The following is a 22,276-nucleotide window of genomic DNA, read 5'->3' on the forward strand; positions in this document are numbered from 1 at the left end:
GTTTTTTGATGACGGATAAGAAACTGCACATATTGATTGTTGATGATGAGCCCTTGGCCCGCCGGCGGATCAAGTCGCTATGTGACCGGATGAGAGATATTGACCGGATTACTGTCGCCAGCGGTGGTCAGGAAGCGCTGGACATGATGGTCGAAGATCCTCCGGAAATAGTCCTGCTTGACATTGATATGCCCGACATAACCGGTATGGATGTTGCAGAACGTTGCCAATATCTGGAAAATGCACCGGAGATTATCTTCACCACGGCACATAGCCGATATGCCGTGGCTGCCTTCCGGTTCGATGCGACGGACTATCTGTTGAAGCCGGTCAAAGAGGATCTGTTGAAAGAAGCTCTCGGTCGGGTATTGCAAAAACGGCAAAGAGACATGAATCATCTGCAGCAACCTGCCGATCATCGGCTGTGGGTGCAGGATGGTAATGGCGCGGTGCAGATCAGAAGCGCAGATATCGGCTGGATCTCCGCTGACCGCGACTATATGCGTCTATGCCTGCCGGGGCATAACTATCTCGTGCACGAATCGATGGGATCTTTATTGAAGCGGCTGCCGGATGGCATGTTTATGCGCGTCCATCGCTCCACTGCCGTACGCCGGGATTTTGTCCGTGACATTCGCCGCAAGGGTCGCCGTAAATTCATTGTGCTGGGCGATGATACCGAGCTTACCATCGGACCAAGCCATCTAAAGGATGTGCTGGCCGTTTTTGCCGACTAGGCTGGCGGTTTTGGTTTATCGGAAACCGTCACCGAATAACGTGGTGCCGGTGCAGGCTGCAAATGACCGCCAACATCGACAAATGTCTCACGCTCGACATTATGCGGGTGCTGTTTGGCCTCTGCTAGCGACAGAACCGGGGCGAAGCAAATATCAGTGCCTTCCATCAATCCGCTCCACTCTTCACGCGTTTTGGTCTGGAACAGGGCAGTGAGTTTTTCTTTCAGCGGACCCCAGGATTTGGGATTCATCTGGGCATCGAAATCGCTGTCATCTTCAAGCCCCGCGACCTTTCGCAGTTGCGCATAAAATTGCGGCTCAATTGATCCGATCGAGATATATTTGCCGTCCGCCGTTTCATAGCTGTCATAGAAATGCGCGCCGGTATCGAGCAGGTTGACGCCGCGCTGGTCCTGCCATTGACCGACATTGTGAAAGTCAAAAATCATGGCCATCAGGGCGGCTGATCCGTCGGTCATGGCACAATCCACGACCTGACCTTCGCCGCCGGTTTTTGCGTGGAGCAAGGCCGAGACCATACCCAGTGCAAGCATCATTCCGCCGCCTCCGAAATCACCAACCATGTTGATTGGCGGTGTAGGTTTATCACCGGCCCGGCCAAAAGCGTGAAGCGCGCCAGAGATAGAGATATAGTTGATATCGTGGCCGGCGGCATGGGCGAGCGGCCCATATTGACCCCAGCCAGTCATACGACCGTAGACCAGTTTCGGATTATCCTGCAACAGGACATCCGGGCCGAGGCCGAGCCGTTCCATAACACCCGGGCGAAAACCTTCGATCAGGCCGTCAGATTGTTTGACCAGATCACGCGCCTGCTGGATTCCCGCTTCGGATTTCAGGTCCACTTCGACCAGTTTGCGAGAGCGGGATAATGCGAGGCGGCCATCAGGCGCTCCGCCAGGACGGTGCAGAACAGTGACGGTTGCACCCTGATCTGCCAGCATCATACCGCAGAACGGTCCAGGACCGATGCCTGCAAATTCAATGATGTTGATTCCTGCAAGCGGTCCGGCCATATCCTACTCCTGTTTAATCAAATGATTAAACAGCCCTAATGCAGGCACCGGATTCTAATCAAGCAGATTGTGAGCGCCGGTTAACGTGGACGTTGTCCATGGGCGAGCGGCTTGCTCTGATTGCCGTGTTTCTTGAGATAGTGGGGTAATTCCACTTTGCTCTGGCCCACTGGTTTGCGCGCCAGTTTCGGGTCAATCGAATGATCGAAAGCGATGCCCAAACGACCCTGCGCCACCCAGGCCACATAGCCTGTGACCCGGCCGATATTGCGCAGCTCCAGTTCCACCTTGTCGCCGCGTTTTGCGATCACCGGAGCTTCGGCCATCAAGCCGCCGGCAGACAGGTTGCGAATCCGCACTTCACCGCAGTCGTCGCCATCTACGAAACGCAATGTTGCTTTCAGGAACAGGCTGTCCCGGTCAAGCTCGCGTTTGGGCTGGCCACTGGTCTGGCTGTTTTTCCCCAAATTATCGTCAAATGGTTCTCTCATGTGCTTCCCGCAAGTTAAATGTAAAATAATGTTGCTTGCCGCGGATAATAGGCTCGAAAAGGTGGAAGATTGGTTAATGTTCCGGTCGGCGATCAAATGAAATGTGATCCCAAAAAGAAACAAAGGGTTTCTGATCGGCAAGTGTCTTGGACCAGCGCGTTAACGCTGTTGAGCCAGTAACGGTATCATAATGCGATTTTGGTGATCAGAACGCCAGTAAGCTATTGATCGCGAGAGATTTTCTCGTTGCGCTCATGCGCTTCCTGGGCCTCGACACTCATGGTCGCGATGGGCCGGGCTTCCAGCCGTTCCAGTGAAATCGGCTCGCCGGTAACCTGGCAATAACCATATTCACCTTCTTCGATCCGGCGCAGTGCCGCATCAATTTTCGACGTCAGCTTGCGTTGACGGTCGCGTGTTCGCAGTTCCAGGCCCCAATCGGTTTCACTTGACGCGCGATCGTTGAGATCGGCTTCCTGGATTGGTCCGTCCTGCAAATGAGCGAGAGTTTCCTTCGATTCTTCGATTATGTCATGCTTCCACTGTTCCAAAGCACGCTTGAAATAGGCTAGCTGTCGCTCGTTCATGAACTCTTCGTCGGGACTGGGCCGATAATCATCGTCCAGGACGATATCGCCTTGTTTGCCACTATCTGAAGCGGATGAATTTTTCGCTGAGGACGCCAAATATACTCTCCAACAACTATCACCAGCCTGATGGGCCAGCGTACGACAGGCTATGAGGCGGGCCTATAAACTCGGCTTTCGCCTTAGACAAGGTGCAATCTGTCGTAGCAGTGCAATTTATCCGGTTATGCCGCAAATGGTCTCTGAAATCGTCTGAATAACGGCCCTGAGCACCAAGATTTCGCGACTCGGCATCATCGGTAAATCACCAAAGTTTATGGCTTTTTCTGAGCCCAGCGAAAGATATTCTCCGCAAATGGTATCAATTCGGGACATTAACTGTTCCTGGAGAGAGTCTGATAGGGATTTTTCCAGTTTTTGCAGCGGAAACAAGGTTAACGCAATTGTGGTCACTCCTTTCTTCTGCGCTTTTGATTGATATCGGAATCTACAGAGCGGCAAGCATATCGTTGCCTGACTGCCCATCGGTTCCAAAGCGGAAGAGAGTGAAGACTATGTCGGTAAGAATGGCTTTAGCAAAATTATGCGCATGTACATGCGGCGGTGCTTTGATTGGCGGCGGCGCGGTGCATGTATCGGAAGCGCCGACAGCACCTTATATCAAGAAGGTCGACAAGAAAAAGAAGGTGCGCGCCCGCGTCCTGAAGCGTGGCCAGTCTGCGCGCAAGGTTAAACGCACCCGGCGAACGGTTACCAAGACAGTGACGGCTTGCAAACCAACCGTGGTAACAATTGCCCAGGCACCGCAGCCCATTCCACTACCTCCTCCGCCCTATATTCCTGCTCCATTGCCGGAAATTCCCGTGCTTGAAAGCGGCGGCGGTTCTGTCCCTGTCGTCATCGGCGGCAGCAGCGGCGGCTTCGGCGGTGGTTTTGGTGGCGGTTTCTTTGGCGGCTTCTTTGGTGGTAGCTCGGGCGGCGGTTCCGTTGTTATCTCTTCGACCAGCAGTGGCGGCTCGACCAGTACGTCTTCGGGCGGAAGCTCGACCAGTGGCGGTTCCACCAGCACGTCAACAGGCGGGTTCTCCAGCACCGGCGGTTCCACCAGTACATCAACAGGTGGTTTTTCCAGTACTTCTACCGGAGGCTCGACCAGCACCTCTTCAGGGAGCATCAGCACTTCGACAGGCGGCGTGAGCACGTCAACCGGCGGTGTCAGTACATCAACAGGCGGCGTCAGCACATCGACTGGCGGTGTAAGCACCTCGACCGGTGGCAGCAGCTCATCTAGCTCTTCCAGCAGCTCCAGCTCGTCGTCGAGCAGCTCATCCAGCAGCAGTTCCAGTTCGAGCGGTAACACCTCAAGCGGCATGACCAGCAGTGGTATGACATCGAGCGGCATGACATCCAGCGGCCATCCCGGCACGTCGACCAGCAGCGGAAATACCAGCACGGGCAGTACCGGTTCTTCGGGCAGCTCGGGCTCGTCCGGAAGTTCAGGATCATCCGGTAGCAGCGGATCATCAGGCAGCAGTTCGAGTAGTTCGAGTAGTAGTTCGTCAAGCAGTTCGAGTTCTTCCAGCAGTGGTGGTTCGGGTGGCAGCTCCGGCTCTTCGGGCAGCAGCGGATCATCCGGATCGTCAAGTTCGACGTCCTCTGGTGCGACCGGCGGATCGTCCAGCTTTGGCAGCAGCGGCTCGTCCAGCAGTTCGAGCTCTTCTTCGAGCAGTTCGTCCAGCTCCAGCACCTCTTCCGGTGCCAGCAGCGGCGGATCAACCGGTGGCTCCACTGGCGGAACGCCGGTCCCGGCACCACCAGTGGTGCTGCTCTTTGGCGCAGCGGCAGCTGCCCTGTTTGCGCGCAGCCGCAAAGCCAAAAAAGCAGCCGCTTAAACGGCAAGCTGAAAAACCGAATTCACAAAGCGGCTGGAGCGATCCGGCCGCTTTTTTGTTGGCCGGGCCGCGCTCGGCACTTGAACCGGCGCCACTGTCTCGGCATAGGCTTTTTCCATGCATGATCTAAAAACCATCAGAGAAAACGCGGCCGATTTTGATGCCGCTTTGGCGCGGCGCGGCGTCGAACCCGTTGCAGCGACTATTTTGGCGCTGGATGAAGAAAATCGCAGCATTGCAACCAGGCTTCAGGAAGGCCAGGCACGGCGCAATGAAGCGTCCAAGGCCATTGGCAAGGCAAAAGGGCAGGGCGATGAGGAAACCGCACAGGCGCTGATGGCCGAAGTGTCTGAACTGAAGGCGAGCCTGCCGGCGCTGGAAGAGCAGGGCCGCGAGGTTTCCGGCAAGTTGCGCGATGCTCTGGCCGTGCTGCCCAACCTTCCCGCCGCCGATGTGCCCGAAGGCGCGGATGAAGAAGATAATGTCGAGGTCGAACGCTGGGGCACGCCGCGCAGCTTTGATTTCAAGCCGCGTGAACATAGCGATATCGGCGTAGCGCTGGGGCTGGACTTTGAAACGGCCGCCGAAATGTCGGGGGCACGCTTTGCGTTTCTGCGCGGTCAAATGGCGCGGCTGCAACGCGCGATCGGCCAATATATGCTCGATCAGCAGACCATGGAAAACGGCTTTCAGGAATGCGCGCCACCGGTGCTGGTGCGTGATGAGGCCATGTTTGGCACCGGTCAGCTGCCCAAATTTTCCGAAGATTCGTTCCAGACCACCGATGGCCGCTGGCTGATCCCGACAGCGGAAGTAAGCCTGACCAACAGCGTGCGCGGACAGATTTTGAACGCGGCACAATTGCCGATCCGGTTGACCGCCCTGACCCCCTGTTTCCGTAGTGAGGCAGGCTCGGCCGGCAAGGATACCAAAGGGCTGATCCGCCAGCATCAGTTCGAAAAAGTCGAAATGGTCGCGATTGTCCATCCCGACCATAGCGATGCCGAACATCTGCGGATGACCGAAGCGGCGGAGTCGATCCTCAAGGCGCTGGAACTGCCCTATCGCAAAGTACTGCTCTGCACCGGCGATATGGGGGCTACCGCGCGCAAAACCTATGATCTGGAGGTCTGGCTGCCGGGGCAGGACACGTATCGCGAGATTTCAAGTATCTCGACCTGCGGCGAATATCAGGCGCGGCGGATGAATGCGCGATTCCGGGCCGAAGGCGAGACAAAGGGCACGCAATTTGTCCATACACTCAACGGCTCTGGCCTTGCGGTTGGTCGGACTTTGGTCGCGGTTGTTGAAAATTATCAACAGGAAGACGGTAGTGTCATAATTCCGGACGCGTTAAAGCCTTATATGGGTGGTATCGAAAAACTGGAGCCTGCAAGCTGATGCGCATATTGCTGACCAATGACGATGGATTTGACGCCCCGGGCATGAAGATATTGCTCGACATTGCGCAGCATTTTTCGAACGATATCTGGATTGTTGCACCATCAGACGAGAATAGCGGTGCGGGCCATTCGCTTACTCTGACCCGCCCCTTGCGCATCCGCAAGCGCGGGGACCAGCAATATTCGGTCGATGGCACGCCCACTGACAGCGTGATGATGGCGGTCGCGAAGATCATGAAAGACGGACCGCCCGACCTGATCCTCTCCGGCGTCAATCGCGGGGCCAATCTTGGCGAAGACGTGACCTATTCGGGCACCGTCTCTGCCGCGATGGAAGGCGCGCTCGCCGGTATTCCCTCGATCGCGCTCAGCCAAAGCTATGCGCGCGGCGAAATGGGCGATGATGTGCCTTTCGAAGCCGCACTGCAATGGGGTGAGCGTGTGCTGCGGCCATTGATCAAGCAGAGCATGGATCATCGCACGCTGGTCAATATCAACTTCCCGGCGCTGCCCGCCAGCGAAGTGAAGGGCATCCGCGTGGTATCGCAAGGCATCCGTGACTATGGCCGCCTGCAAATCGTCAGCAACCGCGACCCGCGCGGCTTTGAATATCACTGGTTCGGCCTCGGCCCGATGGTAGAAACGCCTGCGCACAGCACTGATCTGGAAGCCATCGAAGACGGCTATGTCTCGATCACACCGCTGCATCTCGACCTGACGCATTATGAGTCGATGGATGCTTTGGGTAAGCTATACGATAATTAGGTGGGATTCTTTATTTAACCTCAGGCGCCGGGCGCGGGCATCCGCCCGCTTGGCTATCGCGCCAATAAGGCGCGGCGGCCAGTCGGCCTTGCCTCGCTACGCTCGGACGATGCTCTTGAACGTTGCGCAGGAGGTCGCGCTGATCCGACGCGAAGCGGAGGCAAGCGCGACCGCGCGCCCGAGCTTATGCGAGGAAAGCCAAGCGGGCGGATGCCCGCGCCCGGCGCCTGAGGGAATCAACAAAGACTCCTCTCCCCTCCAAAGTTCACACAAATCACACCGCTTCGGCTTCGCTCTCTTCCTGCTCATAAAAACCACTACGTTCCAGAAACCCGCTGCGATCAGCCCGCTCCCAGTCAAGCTCGCCCCACTCTTCGCAGTCCGCCAAATCAAGGTCGGACACATCAATATCCTCCGGCGCCATCGCCATGATCTGGTCGCGACCGTGCTGCAGGCGCAGGGCGTTCATGAGCTGCGCATTGGTCAGGCCGTCGCCGTCCGTGCGGGCTCTCTCGCCCGCCGTCCGGCCCGCCCCGTCAATCTCGTCGACCAGCGCGGCACAATCATCACCCTTGCCGATGCCCTCCAGTAAATCATCAAACTTCTCTGCCGCCACCCGTGCTGGCTTGCCGGCCACGTCCAGACCATCGGCCATCTTGTCGAGCCGGGAAAGTGCCGCCAGAAACAGGGGCGCGCTCCAGCGTTCCCTTGTTCCCACTTCCTCGCCCTGATGCCAGACGGCTTCCCGCCAGCCATTAAGACCCTTGTCCATCAGCTCATCCTGAAACACATCCCGCGCATGGATAATCGCCGCATCCCACGCCCGGGCAAAAGCCCGTGCATCCGGCCGCCGCCTGAGCTTGTAAGCGCCCTCCCGGGACAATCCCGCATAGCGCGCCGCTGCCTTTACATTACCGGTCCGCGCCAGGGCCTCCAGGAACACCACCTGCTTATCCGGCGACCAGCCATCATGGCGCGCCCGGGGCTGGGCGAGATCAGCGGGGTCAGGGATGTCGGTGAAGTCGGCGCGTGAAGGGTGCTGTGTCATATGCTCTTTCCTTATTGAGGGAGAAAAGCATCGATATAACCTATCTGGTTAGTTGTAGGAAAGAGAGCGACAGAAGGTGGCCGAAAATGTCTGCTTTATCCTGTAAGCAAACATTAGAGAGACGACGGGATTCGAACCCGCGTGGAACCCAATGTTACAAGTTCCGGAGTGCTCCCATTAAACGGGGCACCCGCAATCAGCCACTCTGCCACGTCTCGGCTGCTCGCCTAACACAGTGCCAACAATAAATCATCAAATTGACTTTTAGCGGCTGCGGTGCCGCTTCATCGAACTCCAAGCGATGGGGCTATATCGGCCAGTAAGCGCTAAGCCAGCTATCCAGAGCATCGGCCAGTTTGAGCCATTGCTCATTGTCCCACATTATCAAGGCAGTGAATTGATAGAATAATAAAATACCGCACCCGATAAGGGTGGCTGGAGATATTCTCCCCAATTGCTTCCAGTCATAAATAAAAAGCGGGATCAACATCGCATCAAGATATAAATATTGCGCATAGATAAAGGTCGCATCGTCCGCCATTCCCGGCAGGAAAGTTATCCGGCTGGCCGCTGCTTCGATAAGAAAAAACGTAAGCAGCAGCATATAGCGCATATGCTTCTCTGGAGAGCGCCTCCGTTCCCGGTAACCGAGCCAATAGAATAATGGTATCAAAACGAACGTCCACAACTGCAGGAAAAAGATGCTGTCCAGACGCGCCTCAATCGGCTGTGGCAAGTCTTCCAGAAAGTTGGCAATGGAAAGCGTAACGCCGGACGCCATAATCAACAGGAACAATAGGAGGGATGCGGTCCCGAAATATTTGTGCCACCGGCTCGGCCCACCCCTGGCAAGCATGGCCTGCGTTATAAACAACCCAAGCCAGCCAAACATAATGACAGCATGAACGAAAACGGCGAGAGGGAAATCAAAATTTCCACCCAAAAGCGGAAAGAGAAAAGATGGACCGAATCCCGCTACCGATACTGCCAGGAACAATAGGCCCATGATTGCGAAAAACAGGTAGGATCGCCTTGGACGCAATGAATTCCCCCCTTTCGATTTACCGATGCGCTGATGGCATTCTCTTCAGTTGAAGCCAACTTACCATTTTGCACGGCGCATTGTCCAATGCGGTACTTACGCGGCGGACGTTACCGTTCCTGTTCATCGACCCAGTTCTTGAGCAGATTATACGCTATCGCAAACGGTGGCGGCGCAATAAACGGAGCATCGGGATCACCGTTCATCGCAGCTTTCACTTCATCGAGCGAGAACCATGCGGCTTCCTCAATTTCTTCCTCGTCCAGCGTCAATGTCGGATCATCGGTGACACTGGTGCAGGCCATCATCAATGACGAGGGAAAGGGCCAGGGCTGGCTGGCTATGTAGCGGACATTGCGGACCTTGATGCCCGCTTCTTCCCATAATTCCCGAGCGACACCGCCTTCGATACTCTCGCCCGGTTCGATAAAACCGGCGAGCGCCGAAAAGCGTTTGGGCGGGAATCGGGGCTGCCGGCCAAGCAGGATTTTGCCTTCACATTCCGCCAGCATGATCGCCACAGGATCGGTGCGCGGAAAATGTTCCGCGCCGCAGCCGTCCTTTTCCTTGTCGCATTGGCGTGCCCAGCCGCCTTTGCGGGATTCAGTCGGCCGCCCGCAATTGGCGCAAAACCGGTGACGGGCGTGCCAGTCCACCAGGCTGCGCGCCGTTGCATAAATGGCGGCCTGCTCGGGTGGCAAGACGCCCAATGACTGCCACAATCGCGGGTCAGCAGTGGGCATGGCGCTCCCGGCGCCATTAAGCTCCGCAAAACAGGGTGTGTCTCCGTCCATGCCAAGGAGCAGCAGATCATTGTCCGGCGAGGCTTCGTAAAGCGGTCCCCAGGCGAGATCGCCCATGGCGTCGAAAACGGGGCTCAAACCGTCAAGCTTCAGCAAGCGCGCATTGGGGCGCATCATCGCTTCTTTCAGCCGCTCCGGATTGACCCGGACCTGATCCGCACGGTCCATGGTTCCGCCAGCAAAGGTGGGAATGATGGCGCTGAGGTCGGTCGTCATGGTCGGGCTGACCGTATTGCTCACGGGCTGGTTTTTCCTTCACCTGCAGACATTTGCTGCATCAGATCGGCATAGACATATTTGGGGAAATTCGACTGGAACGGATAGGTATTGGACGGCATATATTGCGTATATCCGCCCGCGCGGAAGCCATTGCCGGTGTCGACAAAGGCCGATGTGCCAGCAGCGCCGCCCCAGCCAAAGGTTCCTGCCGGACTTGCCGCCGTCCCCAGACCAGCGCGCCCGCCTGCGCCAAAGCCATGATTGGCAACCCATGTGCCTTTCATGTCGGCGCCTTCCGGCAGCAGGTTGGACATGCCAAGCTTGGCTGTCTCGGGCTGCATGATCGCGGTGCCCTTATAGGTGCCAAAGCCCAGCAACATGGCGAGAAACTTGTCATAGTCCGCCGCTGACCCGACCAGCCCGGCACCGCCAAAGGCAAAAGCCGGCTTGTCGAGATAAATGCTGTTTGCGGCCGGATCGATCGGGATCAGGGTGCCGCCAAGGGGCGCATAATTGTCGGTAAAGTCAGCCACCCGGTCAGCGGGAAGCTGAAAGAACGTATCCTTCATGCCCAGTGGATCGAACATGCGTTTCTGCAAAAATTCTTCCAGTGGCATGCCAGACGCGACTTGAACGACATAGCCAAGCAGGTCGATACTAACCGAATAGCTCCATTTTGTGCCGGGCTCATAGACCAGCGGCAAGGAAGCGAGATTTTTTGAAAAGGTCGCGATATCCGGCGTTGGTGGTCCGGGCTCCGTTCCGGGAAGCGGCATCCGGCTGACCACACCGGGCGTTATGCCCTCGGCGAAATAGGCTTTCCGGATTGGACCTTTGCTGATGATGTTATACCCCAGACCAGCAGTATGGGTCAGCAAATGGCGAATGGTGATCTGTGTTCGCGCCGGGACGGTCTCGTCAAGCGATCCCTCGGGATTCTGCAGAACCCGCATATCTGCAAATTCCGGCAGAATATCGGCGACCGGCTGGTCAAGTTTGAGCTGACCATCCTCGATAAGCATCATGATCGCCATGCCGGTTACGGGCTTGGTCTGCGAATAGAGCCGCCACAAGGTGTTCATATCAACCGGCTTTTCACCGCCCAATTTGTGGGTCCCGGCGGAAATCATCATCGGGTCAGACTGGCCCATGCCGATGGCGGCAAGCATACCGGCCACTTTCTTTTCCGCGACATAGTCATTGATAATCTTGGTCAGGCCGGGGAAAGGCGCGGCGGGCCGGGCCAGCGAACGTGCAATAGCTGCACCGGGTGCGCCAGCCAAAAAGGCACCGGCGCCAATGGCCCCCAGAACTGATCGGCGGTTAAAGGCTGCAACTGTGGTTTTGTCCGCCGTCTTTTCAATTGTCATAGTCATTCCTTCAGTTTCCGTTTCACAGCCCAGTCCACCGCTTTGGCAAATAAGGTTGGCAGGCCTGCATCCTCTATCCCGTTTACCGGCCACCAGATCGCATCATCGAGTTGGGGGCCAGGTTCAGCTTTTCTATTATCACCCTTGTTAATAACGATTTTCTCGGTTTGATAAACCGCCAAATCAACCTCAAGCGAAAAATGGGTGAAGCTGTGCTGAACAACATTCTCGTGAAGCTGCCAATTGCCGTCCAGTGGCGGCTGGCCATGGCCGTCTTTTCCCGCCGCCCAACCATCATCGGGTAGAGCGCGCATAGAACCCAGCATTCCCTTCGCCGGGCGGGTGACGAGCAGCAGCTTTTCATCCTGTTCTATCCAGAAAAATCGTCCTTTGCGCAGCGGCTTGGCCTTTTTGGGCGGCTTGACGGGATAACGCTCCTGATCACCCTTCGCATAGGCGGCGCAATGGGCCTGCACCGGACAGATTTCGCATTTTGGTGCCTTGGCCGAGCAGATGCTCGCGCCGATATCCATACAGGCCTGCGCAAAATCTCCGGCACTATCACGTGGTGTCCGGGCATCCGGCGTCAGGGCATCCATGGCAATTCGAATATCCGCCTTGCCCTTTGGCAGCGGCGTGTCGATTGCAAAAAGCCGTGCGACGAGTCGTTCGATATTGGCATCGACAACCACTGCCCGCTGACCAAAGGCAATCGCGGCGATCGCCGCCGCAGTATAGGCGCCGATTCCGGGTAGCTTGAGCAATTCCTTTTCCTCGGAAGGAAATATGCCGCTCAAATTATTACACACATAGCGGGCACATTTGTGCAGGTTCCGCGCCCGCGCATAATAGCCAAGCCCGGCCCATGCGGCGAGCACGTCTGCCTCGTCCGCCTTTGCCAAATCTGCAACCGTTGGCCAGCGCTTGGTAAACTTCTGAAAATAGGCGATAACGGCTGCGACGGTGGTCTGCTGCAACATCACTTCAGACAACCAGACATGATAAGGTTCCGGCAAGCGACCCGCCGCCGACAGCTCAGGCGGCACCCGCCAGGGCAGATTGCGGGCGTTATCCACATAATGTGCACTGATTTTGGCGGTGATATTCTGCGCTTTACCGGTTATTTTGTCGACGCCCATAGGGTGCCTATGCCATGATGGCTTGTGATGGCGAAGGAAAATAATCCGAACAGCGAGAAGCCGAAGCGCAAGAGCGTCAAGCGCACGGCTGGCGCCAGGAAATTCAGCAAGTATCAGCGCCCGCGCGGCGGTGAAGCGCGCAGCATTTCCGATCTGATGCCGGAAATCGGCCGCGCTGCCTTTCGCCGCTATGGTTTCATCCAAAGTTCAGTGGTGAGCCGCTGGCCAGAGATAGTCGGAGAGCGTTATGCGGACGTCTCCTTGCCCGAATCAATCCGCTTTCCCCACGGCGAAAAAGAAAGCGGCACGCTTCATTTGCTGGTTTCCGGTGCCCATTCGACCTTGATGCAACATATTACACCCGAGATTATCGAGCGGGTGAACCGCTTTTTCGGCTATGGCGCGATTAGTCAGGTGCGATTCAGGCAGGGACCGGTAAATCCACCTAAAGATATTGAAAAACAAAGAGAAAGGCGCGTAGCACCACCGCCATCACTAAAGCCGGCACCGATAGAATTGGGCGACAGTTTGCGCGATATTGGTGACCCGGAATTGAACAGGGTGCTGGAATCATTGGCCACAGCTATTGCCAAGTCGGAAGGCGCTCCGCAAATAGAGGAACCACAGCCTATTGCCATCGTGGGAAAAATCGGCGGCGGAGTGAAGCGCCAACCGAATGAAGACGGGCCGGCAGAAAAAAGGCCAGAAGGAAAAAAGGACGAGTAATGAAATTCGCAAGCGCGTATCTTGCTTTTGCAACCCTCGCAGCATCAGCTCTGGCCGCTACGCCTGTAGCCGCCCAGTCACAGACAACGCAGACGGACTGGACCCAGCGGATCACAATGTCCGACAAAGGCGGTCATATCATGGGCAATCCGCTCGCCAAGCACCGGCTGGCCGAATATATGAGCTATACCTGCAATCATTGCGCGAATTTCGAAGCGCAATCTCACGATCCGCTGAAATCCGGTTTCATCCAAAAAGGCCATATCAGCTTTGAAGTCCGCAATCTGGTCCTCAACCCGATTGATCTGACGGCGGCGATGCTGGCGCGCTGCGGCGGGCGCACGAAGTTTTTTGGCAATCACCGGGCGATACTGACGGCCCAGGCCAGCTGGATGCAGACCTTTCAGTCTTCTTCTCCCGCCGTCATGAAATCATTGAGCGAAGGCACCATTCCCGAGCGGCTCAAGAAAATTGCCAAGGCGGCCGACTTTTACGGCCTTATGCAGAAACGCGGTTATTCGAAAGATCAGGTCAATAGCTGCCTTGCCGACAAACAAGAGCAGGATAAAATTCTGGCCATGACCAAATATGCGACAGGGACACTAAAGCTGACGGGAACGCCCAGCTTTACGGTGAATGACGAACCTATCGACAAGGTTCATAGCTGGGGGCGCTTACGGCCCGCTCTACTCGCCCTATCTGAATGAATGAAACATCTTATTGAAACAACAGGAATATCCATAATGTCTAAATCACTCTATCTGGCTCCTATTGCTCTCGCACTTGCGCTTACCGGATGCGGCGGCGCTGCGGAAACCGCCGAGGGCGGAGCAACATCTGGCGAAGCCATTGCGGCCGTCGCTGCACCGAACGGCCAAAAATGGTCGGAAACCGTCGCACAGACTGAAGCTGGCGGTTATGTGATGGGCAATCCTGATGCGCCCATTAAACTGGTCGAATATATGTCGATCACCTGTTCGCATTGCGCCACTTTTGGCGAAGAAGCGTTTAATACGATCCGCGATGAATATGTTGAGTCAGGACGGGTAAGCTTCGAAATCCGCAATTTCGTTCGCGATCCGCTGGATCTGACCGCCGCGATCCTGTCCCGTTGCGGCGGTGAAGGTCCGTTTTTCGCATTGACCAAACAAGCGCTAAGCAACCAGGGTCCAATGTTTGAAAAGGCTCAGGCCATGGGTGACGCGACGTATCAAAGTGTATTGTCTCAGGAACCGAATGTGCGTTTTGTCAGCTTGGCCGAGCAGCTCGATCTGATCAGCTATTTCCAACAGCGCGGGGTTTCTGCGGATCAGGCCAAAGCCTGCCTCAGCGAAACGGCGACCGCTGAAAAACTTATGGCGGACACACAGACAGCGGTACAGGATTTTGACATCCAGGGTACACCGACCTTCCTGATCAACGGTCAGAAGATCGATGGCACGAGCTGGAATATGGTGGAAACAAGATTGAAAGAAGCAGGCGCCCGGTAAGCGCCTGTTATCGCTTGGGGGAAGCGAGTTTAATGCGAGTGAATGATAACAGCCAAGCGGGGCAACCTGCGTGCAAATAAAGAAGCTCAAACTTTCGGGCTTTAAAAGCTTTGTCGATCCCACCGAGCTGCGCGTTGAAAAAGGGCTGACCGGTGTGGTCGGCCCCAATGGCTGCGGCAAATCCAACCTTCTGGAAGCGATCCGCTGGGTCATGGGTGAAAACTCGCCCAAGTCAATGCGCGGCGGCGGCATGGAAGATGTTATCTTTGCCGGTACGGATCAGCGGCCACAGCGCCAATTTGCCGAAGTTGCTTTGCATGCGGAACGTGAAACGAATGACGTGTCATCGCTTCACGTCGGCGACAATGATAGCGAGCTGGAAATTGTCCGCCGTATTGAACGCGGTGCCGGCTCTGCCTATCGGGCGAACGGTGTTGACGTCCGGGCCAAGGATGTCGCGCTGATTTTTGCAGATGCCGCAACCGGCGCGCATAGTCCTGCCCTGGTCAGTCAAGGCAAGATCAGCAATGTGATCTCCTCAAAACCCACCGACCGGCGCGAAATGCTGGAAGAGGCGGCCGGTATTTCCGGACTGCATGTCCGGCGTAAGGATGCCGAGCAGAAATTGCGGGCCGCCGAGAAAAATCTGGCACGCCTCGACGACATATTGGGCGATATGGAACAGCGCGCCTCTGCCCTGCGCCGACAGGCCAAACAGGCAGAACGCTACAAGAAACTGAGCGGTCAGATTACCACTGTTGAAGCGCGCCTGATCTTCGCGCGCTGGAAAGAAGCAGCAGCAGCAGCCGATGCCGCCAAAGCAGAAGCGGAAGCCGCGGAAGCCAAGGTCAATACGGCGCAGAACGCACAGCAATCGGCGGTGCAGGCGCAAAATGAAAGCGCGAGGACACTGGGCTTGCTGCGCGCCGATCTTACCAAGGCGCGCGAAGAAGCGAGCGAGTCCAGCCACCGCCTGCTCTCGCTGACCAACGAGCGGGACAATCTGAAATCACGGCTGCTCGACCTGCAGGCACAGGCTCAGCGGATCAAGGATGACAACGCGCGCGAGGATCAATTGACCCGCGATGCGATGGAGGCCTTGTCGCGGCTGGAACAGGACGAAAAACAGCTGTCCGCCGAACTCGTCACATTGGAAGCAGAACGCCCCAAGCTTGAAAAGCAGGCCGAAAGAGCCGAGCGTGCTGCAAGTGACAGCGAGGTCGAGCTCGCCAAGGCAGTGGCCGAAGAAGCCCGGATACAGGCCGAGATCAAAGTCGCCAATGCCGCACTGGAAGCCGCCGAGACCCGTCATAACCGGTTGGCTGTGGAGCTCGACCGGCTGGCGGAAGAGCGTGCCGAAATGGGGGACAAGGCCGAACTGGAAAAGGCTCTTGCCGACGCTGTGGCGGCGCGAGAAGCGGCCCAGAAAAAAGCGGACGGCAGCGGGTCGCAAATTGCAGAGCGCGAGGCCCAGCGGCTGACCGCCAGCGAAGCGCGCGATGAGGCGGAATCGGCGCTGGCGACTATGAAAGCGGAGCTGGCCGGCCTATCATCCGAACATAGCGCTTTGGAACGGGAACTGTCCAAGGGCGAGAGTGACCACAAGGCCATTGATCAGGTGAAGGCAGCGCCGGGCTATGAGCGCGCATTGGCCGCGGCTCTGGGAGACGATTTGCTGGCGTCCATAGGTGAAGACGGCGACCGGTTCTGGAGCGGCGGGAATGCTCCTGTTGCCGGAGAAAATCCCACCGGAACGGAGACGCTGCTGGATCATGTCCAGGGTCCCAAAGAACTGCACAGCCGCCTTTCACAAATTTTCGTTGCCGACAGCGACGCCAACCAGTCGCTTGCCGTCGGTCAGAGACTGGTTACCAAATCAGGAGCCTTGCGCCGTTGGGACGGTTTTGTCGCCCGTGATGATGGCAATGCGAGCGCCGAGCGACTGGTGCGCGCCAATCGCCTGACCGAACTGGCAGGCTTGCTGGAACCGGCCGAAGCGAAAGTTGCAGCAGGCGAAACGGCATTGCACAGCAGGCAGGAAGCCATTGCCACCGCCGAAGAGCAGCTTGCCGAAGCGCGGGTTGCCCGGCGTGAGGCAGAGGATTTGCTGCGCCAAGCGCTGCGCGAAGCCGATCAGGCGGAAGAAGCGCTCAGCTGGCTGCAAAAGCGCACGGCCAGCCTGTCGGAGCGGGAAACAGCCCTGAAAGCAGAGGCGGCAACCGCGAAGACGGAACTGGAAACAGCGCGGCAGGAACGCACCAGCCAGCCGGATGGTGCCGCACAGGAAAGCGCGCGTGCAGCCCTTCAGGATCAACGCGATGCCGCGCGGCAGCAGGTCATGTCTTCACAGGCCGCCTTGTCGAGCCTGGATCAGAAGCTCGCGCAGGTGAAGGAACAAAAGGCCGTCGCCGCTGCTCAGATCAAGTCCTGGCAGGATCGCTCCAGCGAGGCCGCGACCCGGATGGCGGAAATGGCCAAGCGCGCACACACAATTGAGGCGGAAGTCGAAAAGCTGGCAGACCGCCCGCGCGTCATCGAAGTGGAATTGGCCAAGCTGCAGGAACAGCAGGATGCCCTGAACGCCGTCGTCGCGGAGAAAGATGCCGCGCAGCAGACAGCCGAACTGGCGCAGCGCGACCATGAAGACCGGTTAAACGCCACCAGCGAGGCGCTCAGCCAGGCGCGTGAGGAACGCGCAGGTGCAAAGGCGCGTGCCGAGAACCAGGACCTGCGCCGTGTTGAAATGGGCCGGATTTCCGGAGAGAAATTCGAATGTCCGCCGCAGATGCTCTCCGAAAAATGCGAATTTGATGAAGCGACGGTCGGCGGTGCTGAACTGGAATCGGCAGAACTGGAACGATTGACGCTGAGCCGGGAGCGGATCGGCCCGGTCAATCTGGTCGCCGCGGATGAGCTGGAAGAGCTGGAAACCGAATGGGAGAAATCGACCAGGGAAAGCGAAGAGCTGAACGAGGCGATTAACCAGCTGCGCGGTTCCATCGGTAGCCTCAACCGTGAAGGGCGGCAACGGCTGCTCGCAGCATTTGAAGAAGTGGACCAGCATTTCCAGCGGCTATTCACCACGCTTTTCGACGGCGGCAAGGCGCATCTGGAGCTGGTGGATAGTGATGATCCGCTGGAAGCCGGTCTGGAAATCATGGCGCAACCCCCGGGCAAGAAGCTGACATCGCTAACCCTGCTATCGGGCGGCGAGCAGGCTCTCACCGCCGTGGCGTTGATCTTTGGCCTGTTCCTGACCAACCCCGCCCCGATCTGCGTCCTCGACGAGGTCGATGCCCCGCTGGATGACGCGAATATCGAACGCTTTTGCGACCTGCTCGACAAAATGGTCGCGGAGACCAACACGCGTTATTTAATCGTGACCCATAATGCGGTGACAATGAGCCGCATGCACCGGCTATTCGGCGTTACCATGATCGAGCGCGGCATATCGCAGCTGGTATCGGTGGATCTGGATGCGGCGGAAGAGTTACTGGCGGCGGAGTGATAGCGGGCCGGTTTCCGCTTTGGGCACAAAAGCGGACGTTAGCTCTAAAAGGATGATTCTCCACTGGCTTTGTTCGACAATCCGGTTCGGATACGACTGCTTCGCCACTGCCGCCAACCGATGACCAGTCCGATAAGAAAAATGATCACGCAACCAACCAGAATCCGAAGGAACATGCTCTCCAGCGCCATCGCAAAAGCAAGATTGTCGACATTGCCCGTCTTCCAAAACACCCATTCACTGGCAATTTCGGTTGCAAGCAGTGGACTGCCCGTTTCCAGGACCACAATGCCATCGCCAGTCGCCGGATCAAAACGAGCAGCCGTATTGATCGCCGGTTCATTATTTCCGTCATGACCGATGATGAAGCCGTCCTGATTATTGGGCGCGTATAGCATCACGCCCAATCCCCAGACATCAGCTCCCATCGATGTGGCGTGAGATGATGCCATTGCGGTCAGCGTTTCTTGAGACAACACCGATTGGGAACCGCTGGGTGATTGAACTGCCACAAATCTTGCCATGTCGGCCGGGGATGTGAACAGCGAAGTCGCGCCTAGGGCGGTATACCAACGAAATGGCTCGGTCTTGCCGGTCGTGGTGAAATTTTCCGCGAGTCCCCATGCGATCGCCTCGTCATGGTCGAATGTTGTTCGCGTCATGCCCAGCGGTTCGAATATGCGCTGTTTCATATGATCTGCGAACGACAGGCCTGAGACTTCCTCGATGACGAGTTGCAGCATAGTGTAACCGCCGCCGGAATATTTCCACTCCGCCCCCGGTTCACCGCCGACTTTGACGATGCCGTTCTTGCCTGGTGAGGCGTCTTCGGCATGGGTGAGAGATTCCTCAAGCGTCTGCACATCCTTAGGCGTATCGAACCCGTCATAACCGAGCCTGTCATCAAGACCCCCGGTATGACTAAGTAATCGGCCAATCGTGACACCCGAATGATCAAAATCGCTGTCGGGCAAATTCCAGCGTGTCAGATATTTCGAAACGGGTGCATTGAGCTCAACCAGACCATCCTCCACCAGCACCATCACGCCCCAGGCCGTGAGCCACTTGCCCAGCGAAGCGACCTGGTAAATCGAATTTTCATCGACAGGTTCGCCAGATGAGACTGAGAATTGATCGATCACCTTTCCTTTTTCGATCAGAGCGAACCCGAGATTGCCGCGATGTTCGGCAGCGATTTTATCGCGAACAGGCACAACAAAATCTTTGGAGGCGGCCGAATCCGTGATCGGTGTCTTCCACCATCCTTGGCTGGTGCCGATAAAGACAGTTCCTGTCCACAAGGCCATGGCCAGAACTGTGGCCAAAACAGTGATGAGAATTCTGGTCATTGGTATTGTTCCTTTCACTTTCATATATAAACAAGGGCGCGTCGTCAGACTTGGCCACTGGTGATCAGAGTTACCGCTGCAATGATGTAGAGACCGGCAGTCAATATGCTACCGAGCGAGCGAAAATGATTGAGCCTGGTCCAGGCCCTTCCATATTCTTGCCAATAGGCAAGCGATTCAGCTGCCTTGTAATCCAAGCTGTCGAGTTTGTTGTTCATCGGCACATTGCCAAACATCGTCATCAACAAGACCGACGGGACAAACACCGTCGGCGCCAGAATCATCGCCACCAATGCGGGACCCGAAAAGACAAATATTGAATAGACACCGAAAGCGATTGAAAAGACCGGAATGGTCATTATGCCGGCAACAAACTGGGTTTTGATGACGGTGCGATTGATCTGCTGCATCGCTTCCATTCCGCCAGCCGGGTGCGTGCGGAGAAGCCCCGACATGATGAATTCGGAAAAGGCAGAAAACACACCACCGACCACTGCGCTCCAAAGCGCCAGGAAAAGACAGAAATAGAGAGGCCATTCGTAGGTCATGGGATTGATACCTTTGGGTTGAATTACATGGGAAACTTGCAACCATCCGGCTCAAGCCGCTGTTCTCCAGATCCCGGATGCGGCAATCTTTCTTGCATAATCGGCAAAATCCTTAGGTGGGCGGCCAAGTGCGCGCTCTACGTCTTCTGTCAGATGCGCATTTCGTCCGTCGAGAATGGTCGAGAAGAGATAATCCAGTATCCAGACCACATCTCTCGGCGCGCCGGAACTGGCGATCTCTGCGATAAAATCTTCATGCGGAACATCGATATAGTCGATCTGGCGTCCCGTCGCCCGGGACAGATCAGTAGCCACATCCGCCATGGTCATCAGCCTTGGTCCGGTGACCTCATAGATTTGCCCACCATGGCCCGCTTCAGTCAGCGCCGCAACGGCGACATCGGCGATATCATCAGCGTCGATATAGGGTTCAGGCGTGTCGCCTCCAGGCAAGGTGATCCTGCCGTCCAGCACCATGTCAATAAAGGCGCCTTCGGAGAAGTTCTGATTAAACCAGGCAGCCCTGATAACCGTCCATTCAAGGCCTGATCCCTCAACTATGCGCTCACAGGCTTGGGCTTCCGGTTCCCCGCGACCCGACAAGAGCACAAGCCGCTTGATGCCCGCCTGTTTGGCCTGGCTGACGAAAGCCTCTATTGCATCGGTCGCACCGGGCATGGCCAGATCCGGCACATAGGTAATATAGGCGGCGGTCACATCTTTGAGGCAAGCCTCCCAGCTCGTTTCATTGTCCCAATCGAACGGTGGACGGGCTGAACGGGATCCGATCCGGACAGCATGGCCTTTCTGTTGTAAGCGTTCAGCCACGCGTCGACCTGTTTTTCCCGTACCACCCAAAACAAGGGTGATGTTTTTCTTTTGGCGTTGGACGTGCATGGACTTGCTCCTTGTTTGGTTTTTGCAAGTCGATGAATAAGGAGGGAGCGATTTTGACTCTTGCCCAATGATGCCAGTCTTTTGGCACTTCGCGCCAAAATGTCAGTTGGCAGCCACTCTTAAACGATATGAGCGCGGCGTTTGCCCGGCCCACCGCTTGAAGGCCCGCGTGAATCCGCTTTGCTCGGAGAAGCCGGTCAAAAATGCAATCTCCGCAAGGCTGTATTCCGTATCGCGAAGCAGCTGCTGGGCGAGTTCCTGCCTGGCCAGATCAACGAGCTTCTGAAAGGACTGCCCTCGATCTGAAAGCCGTCTCTGCAGCGTTCGAGCGCTCATACCCAGCTTTGACGCGATGAGTGAAAGTGTCGGTACGCCTTCACTGAGCAACTGTGCCACGGCGAGCCGAACGCGCTTCTCCAAGCTGTTCACGTCTGCTAGCCTTGCTAGTTCTTGCTCCAGATGGTGGTCAAAGAACTTCGCGATGGTTTCGTCACCCAGTTTGTTGGGAGCGCCCAGACTCTCTTCGCTAACCAGCAGAGCGTCGCGACCCGATTCAAAATGTACCGGACATCCAAAATGGGCGGCATAGACCGAAGGATCGCCTCTTGGGCTGTGTTTAAAGAAAACCGTTTGCGGGATGAAGGGGGCTGTGCTGACTTCCTGGCTGATGGCTACAACCGCTGAAAGACTCGCCTCATTAGAGAGCAGCATACCAAGGCTCCCGTCGCCAGCTTTCTCAAGATTGTAAAACACTCCTTCTGCGCTCTGTTCAAGCGAGTAGGACTCAGCGTTGCCCAATACACGGCCATAGCGCTCTGATCTAAGGTATGAACCATGAAGGTTCGGCGCGGATTTCCATGCCAATCCGAACGCCCCGAACTCGTCACTGCGCATGGCGGCGCCAATCCGCAGGGGCAATCGAAGTCCGCCCGGATCCCGTTCAGCCAATGCGGCGAAGAATTCATAATAGTCCGTGGAAGGCACCATCTGAGCGGGATCGATCGGACCATCGGCCGCCAGCCCCAATCCTTCAACCAAGTCCCGCGTCACGACTCCGTCGCTTGCCTGCCCGACGACCTTGTACACATATAGCGACGTAATCTGGCTCATAGTGCCGACTATATAATATCTTTCCAGTTCGCGGGAAGGGCAATCTCGAACAGAAAAGGTCAATCAATGCGATCAACTAATGTCCGCTTTCGGGATGAAGCGGGCACTAGAAAGA

Annotated in this window: 21 protein-coding genes and 1 tRNA gene; 7 read left to right on the forward strand and 15 right to left on the reverse strand. The window is 56.6% G+C overall.

What is annotated here, in order from left to right:
* Positions 1 to 8: 8 nt before the first annotated feature.
* Positions 9 to 737: a LytTR family DNA-binding domain-containing protein gene (locus DK507_RS07200; RefSeq protein ID WP_162558952.1), complete on the forward strand. Its 729-nt coding sequence runs from the start codon at positions 9 to 11 to the stop codon at positions 735 to 737.
* Here DK507_RS07200 and DK507_RS07205 read toward each other — a convergent pair.
* The 5 genes from DK507_RS07205 to DK507_RS17955 form a co-directional block, all read right to left on the reverse strand.
* Positions 734 to 1,774 (reverse strand): CaiB/BaiF CoA-transferase family protein, encoded by a 1,041-nt coding sequence (locus tag DK507_RS07205; RefSeq protein WP_109355716.1) that lies wholly within the window; start codon positions 1,772 to 1,774, stop codon positions 734 to 736. The genes DK507_RS07200 and DK507_RS07205 overlap by 4 nt on opposite strands.
* An 80-nt stretch (positions 1,775 to 1,854) precedes the next feature.
* Entirely contained in the window at positions 1,855 to 2,265 is a 411-nt protein-coding gene (locus DK507_RS07210; protein ID WP_109355717.1) for a PilZ domain-containing protein, read from the reverse strand.
* Positions 2,266 to 2,486: 221 nt separating this feature from the next.
* On the reverse strand, positions 2,487 to 2,897 hold the full coding sequence (gene dksA / locus DK507_RS07215; protein ID WP_254054326.1) for an RNA polymerase-binding protein DksA: 411 nt from the start codon (positions 2,895 to 2,897) through the stop codon (positions 2,487 to 2,489).
* Positions 2,898 to 3,068: 171 nt separating this feature from the next.
* Positions 3,069 to 3,227 (reverse strand): hypothetical protein, encoded by a 159-nt coding sequence (locus tag DK507_RS17830; protein ID WP_162558953.1) that lies wholly within the window; start codon positions 3,225 to 3,227, stop codon positions 3,069 to 3,071.
* Positions 3,228 to 3,684: 457 nt separating this feature from the next.
* Entirely contained in the window at positions 3,685 to 4,728 is a 1,044-nt protein-coding gene (locus tag DK507_RS17955) for a hypothetical protein (protein ID WP_216822354.1), read from the reverse strand.
* 133 nt (positions 4,729 to 4,861) lie between these two features.
* Here DK507_RS17955 and serS point away from each other — a divergent pair, with 133 nt between their 5' ends.
* Positions 4,862 to 6,145 carry a serine--tRNA ligase gene (gene serS / locus DK507_RS07230; RefSeq protein WP_109355719.1) on the forward strand — a complete coding sequence of 428 codons (1,284 nt, stop codon included), beginning with the start codon at positions 4,862 to 4,864 and terminating at the stop codon, positions 6,143 to 6,145.
* The gene (surE, locus tag DK507_RS07235) at positions 6,145 to 6,912 is read left to right on the forward strand and encodes a 5'/3'-nucleotidase SurE (RefSeq protein WP_109355720.1); all 768 of its coding nucleotides are present in this window, start codon (positions 6,145 to 6,147) and stop codon (positions 6,910 to 6,912) included. The genes serS and surE overlap by 1 nt, the downstream gene beginning before the upstream one ends.
* Before the next feature lie 274 nt (positions 6,913 to 7,186).
* On the opposite strand, the gene DK507_RS07240 is transcribed toward surE, so the two are convergent.
* From DK507_RS07240 to DK507_RS07260, 6 genes are all read right to left on the reverse strand, one after another.
* On the reverse strand, positions 7,187 to 7,960 hold the full coding sequence (locus tag DK507_RS07240) for a hypothetical protein (protein ID WP_109355721.1): 774 nt from the start codon (positions 7,958 to 7,960) through the stop codon (positions 7,187 to 7,189).
* A gap of 116 nt (positions 7,961 to 8,076) precedes the next feature.
* A tRNA-OTHER gene (locus DK507_RS17835) sits at positions 8,077 to 8,178 on the reverse strand.
* Between the two features lie 89 nt (positions 8,179 to 8,267).
* A complete protein-coding gene (locus tag DK507_RS07245) occupies positions 8,268 to 8,966 on the reverse strand; it encodes a hypothetical protein (RefSeq protein ID WP_109355553.1) in 699 nt (232 codons plus the stop codon).
* Positions 8,967 to 9,112: 146 nt separating this feature from the next.
* Positions 9,113 to 10,021, reverse strand: coding sequence for an NAD(+) diphosphatase (gene nudC / locus DK507_RS07250; protein WP_109356206.1), 909 nt, complete (start codon positions 10,019 to 10,021; stop codon positions 9,113 to 9,115).
* A gap of 20 nt (positions 10,022 to 10,041) precedes the next feature.
* The gene (locus tag DK507_RS07255; protein WP_109355722.1) at positions 10,042 to 11,394 is read right to left on the reverse strand and encodes a serine hydrolase; all 1,353 of its coding nucleotides are present in this window, start codon (positions 11,392 to 11,394) and stop codon (positions 10,042 to 10,044) included.
* Positions 11,395 to 11,396: 2 nt separating this feature from the next.
* Positions 11,397 to 12,533 carry an A/G-specific adenine glycosylase gene (locus DK507_RS07260; RefSeq protein ID WP_109355723.1) on the reverse strand — a complete coding sequence of 379 codons (1,137 nt, stop codon included), beginning with the start codon at positions 12,531 to 12,533 and terminating at the stop codon, positions 11,397 to 11,399.
* Positions 12,534 to 12,560: 27 nt separating this feature from the next.
* On the opposite strand from DK507_RS07260, the gene DK507_RS07265 reads away from it, so the two are divergent.
* From DK507_RS07265 to smc, 4 genes are all read left to right on the forward strand, one after another.
* Positions 12,561 to 13,259, forward strand: a complete 699-nt coding sequence (locus tag DK507_RS07265; protein WP_109355724.1) for a DUF721 domain-containing protein — start codon at positions 12,561 to 12,563, stop codon at positions 13,257 to 13,259.
* Positions 13,259 to 13,966 (forward strand): thioredoxin domain-containing protein, encoded by a 708-nt coding sequence (locus DK507_RS07270; RefSeq protein ID WP_109355725.1) that lies wholly within the window; start codon positions 13,259 to 13,261, stop codon positions 13,964 to 13,966. The genes DK507_RS07265 and DK507_RS07270 overlap by 1 nt, the downstream gene beginning before the upstream one ends.
* A 36-nt stretch (positions 13,967 to 14,002) precedes the next feature.
* Positions 14,003 to 14,749, forward strand: a complete 747-nt coding sequence (locus tag DK507_RS07275) for a thioredoxin domain-containing protein (RefSeq protein WP_109355726.1) — start codon at positions 14,003 to 14,005, stop codon at positions 14,747 to 14,749.
* 70 nt (positions 14,750 to 14,819) lie between these two features.
* The gene (gene smc, locus DK507_RS07280) at positions 14,820 to 18,257 is read left to right on the forward strand and encodes a chromosome segregation protein SMC (protein WP_109355727.1); all 3,438 of its coding nucleotides are present in this window, start codon (positions 14,820 to 14,822) and stop codon (positions 18,255 to 18,257) included.
* Between the two features lie 44 nt (positions 18,258 to 18,301).
* Here smc and DK507_RS07285 read toward each other — a convergent pair whose 3' ends face one another.
* From DK507_RS07285 to DK507_RS07300, 4 genes are all read right to left on the reverse strand, one after another.
* A complete protein-coding gene (locus tag DK507_RS07285; RefSeq protein ID WP_109355728.1) occupies positions 18,302 to 19,606 on the reverse strand; it encodes a serine hydrolase in 1,305 nt (434 codons plus the stop codon).
* Between the two features lie 44 nt (positions 19,607 to 19,650).
* A complete protein-coding gene (locus DK507_RS07290) occupies positions 19,651 to 20,154 on the reverse strand; it encodes a DUF1772 domain-containing protein (protein ID WP_162558954.1) in 504 nt (167 codons plus the stop codon).
* A 51-nt stretch (positions 20,155 to 20,205) separates the two neighbouring features.
* Positions 20,206 to 21,051, reverse strand: a complete 846-nt coding sequence (locus DK507_RS07295) for an NAD(P)H-binding protein (RefSeq protein ID WP_109355730.1) — start codon at positions 21,049 to 21,051, stop codon at positions 20,206 to 20,208.
* A gap of 102 nt (positions 21,052 to 21,153) precedes the next feature.
* Entirely contained in the window at positions 21,154 to 22,161 is a 1,008-nt protein-coding gene (locus tag DK507_RS07300) for an AraC family transcriptional regulator (RefSeq protein WP_109355731.1), read from the reverse strand.
* Positions 22,162 to 22,276 lie beyond the last annotated feature (115 nt).

Origin of the sequence: Sphingorhabdus sp. EL138, assembly GCF_900258045.1 — a bacterium.
Lineage (GTDB): Bacteria > Pseudomonadota > Alphaproteobacteria > Sphingomonadales > Sphingomonadaceae > Parasphingorhabdus.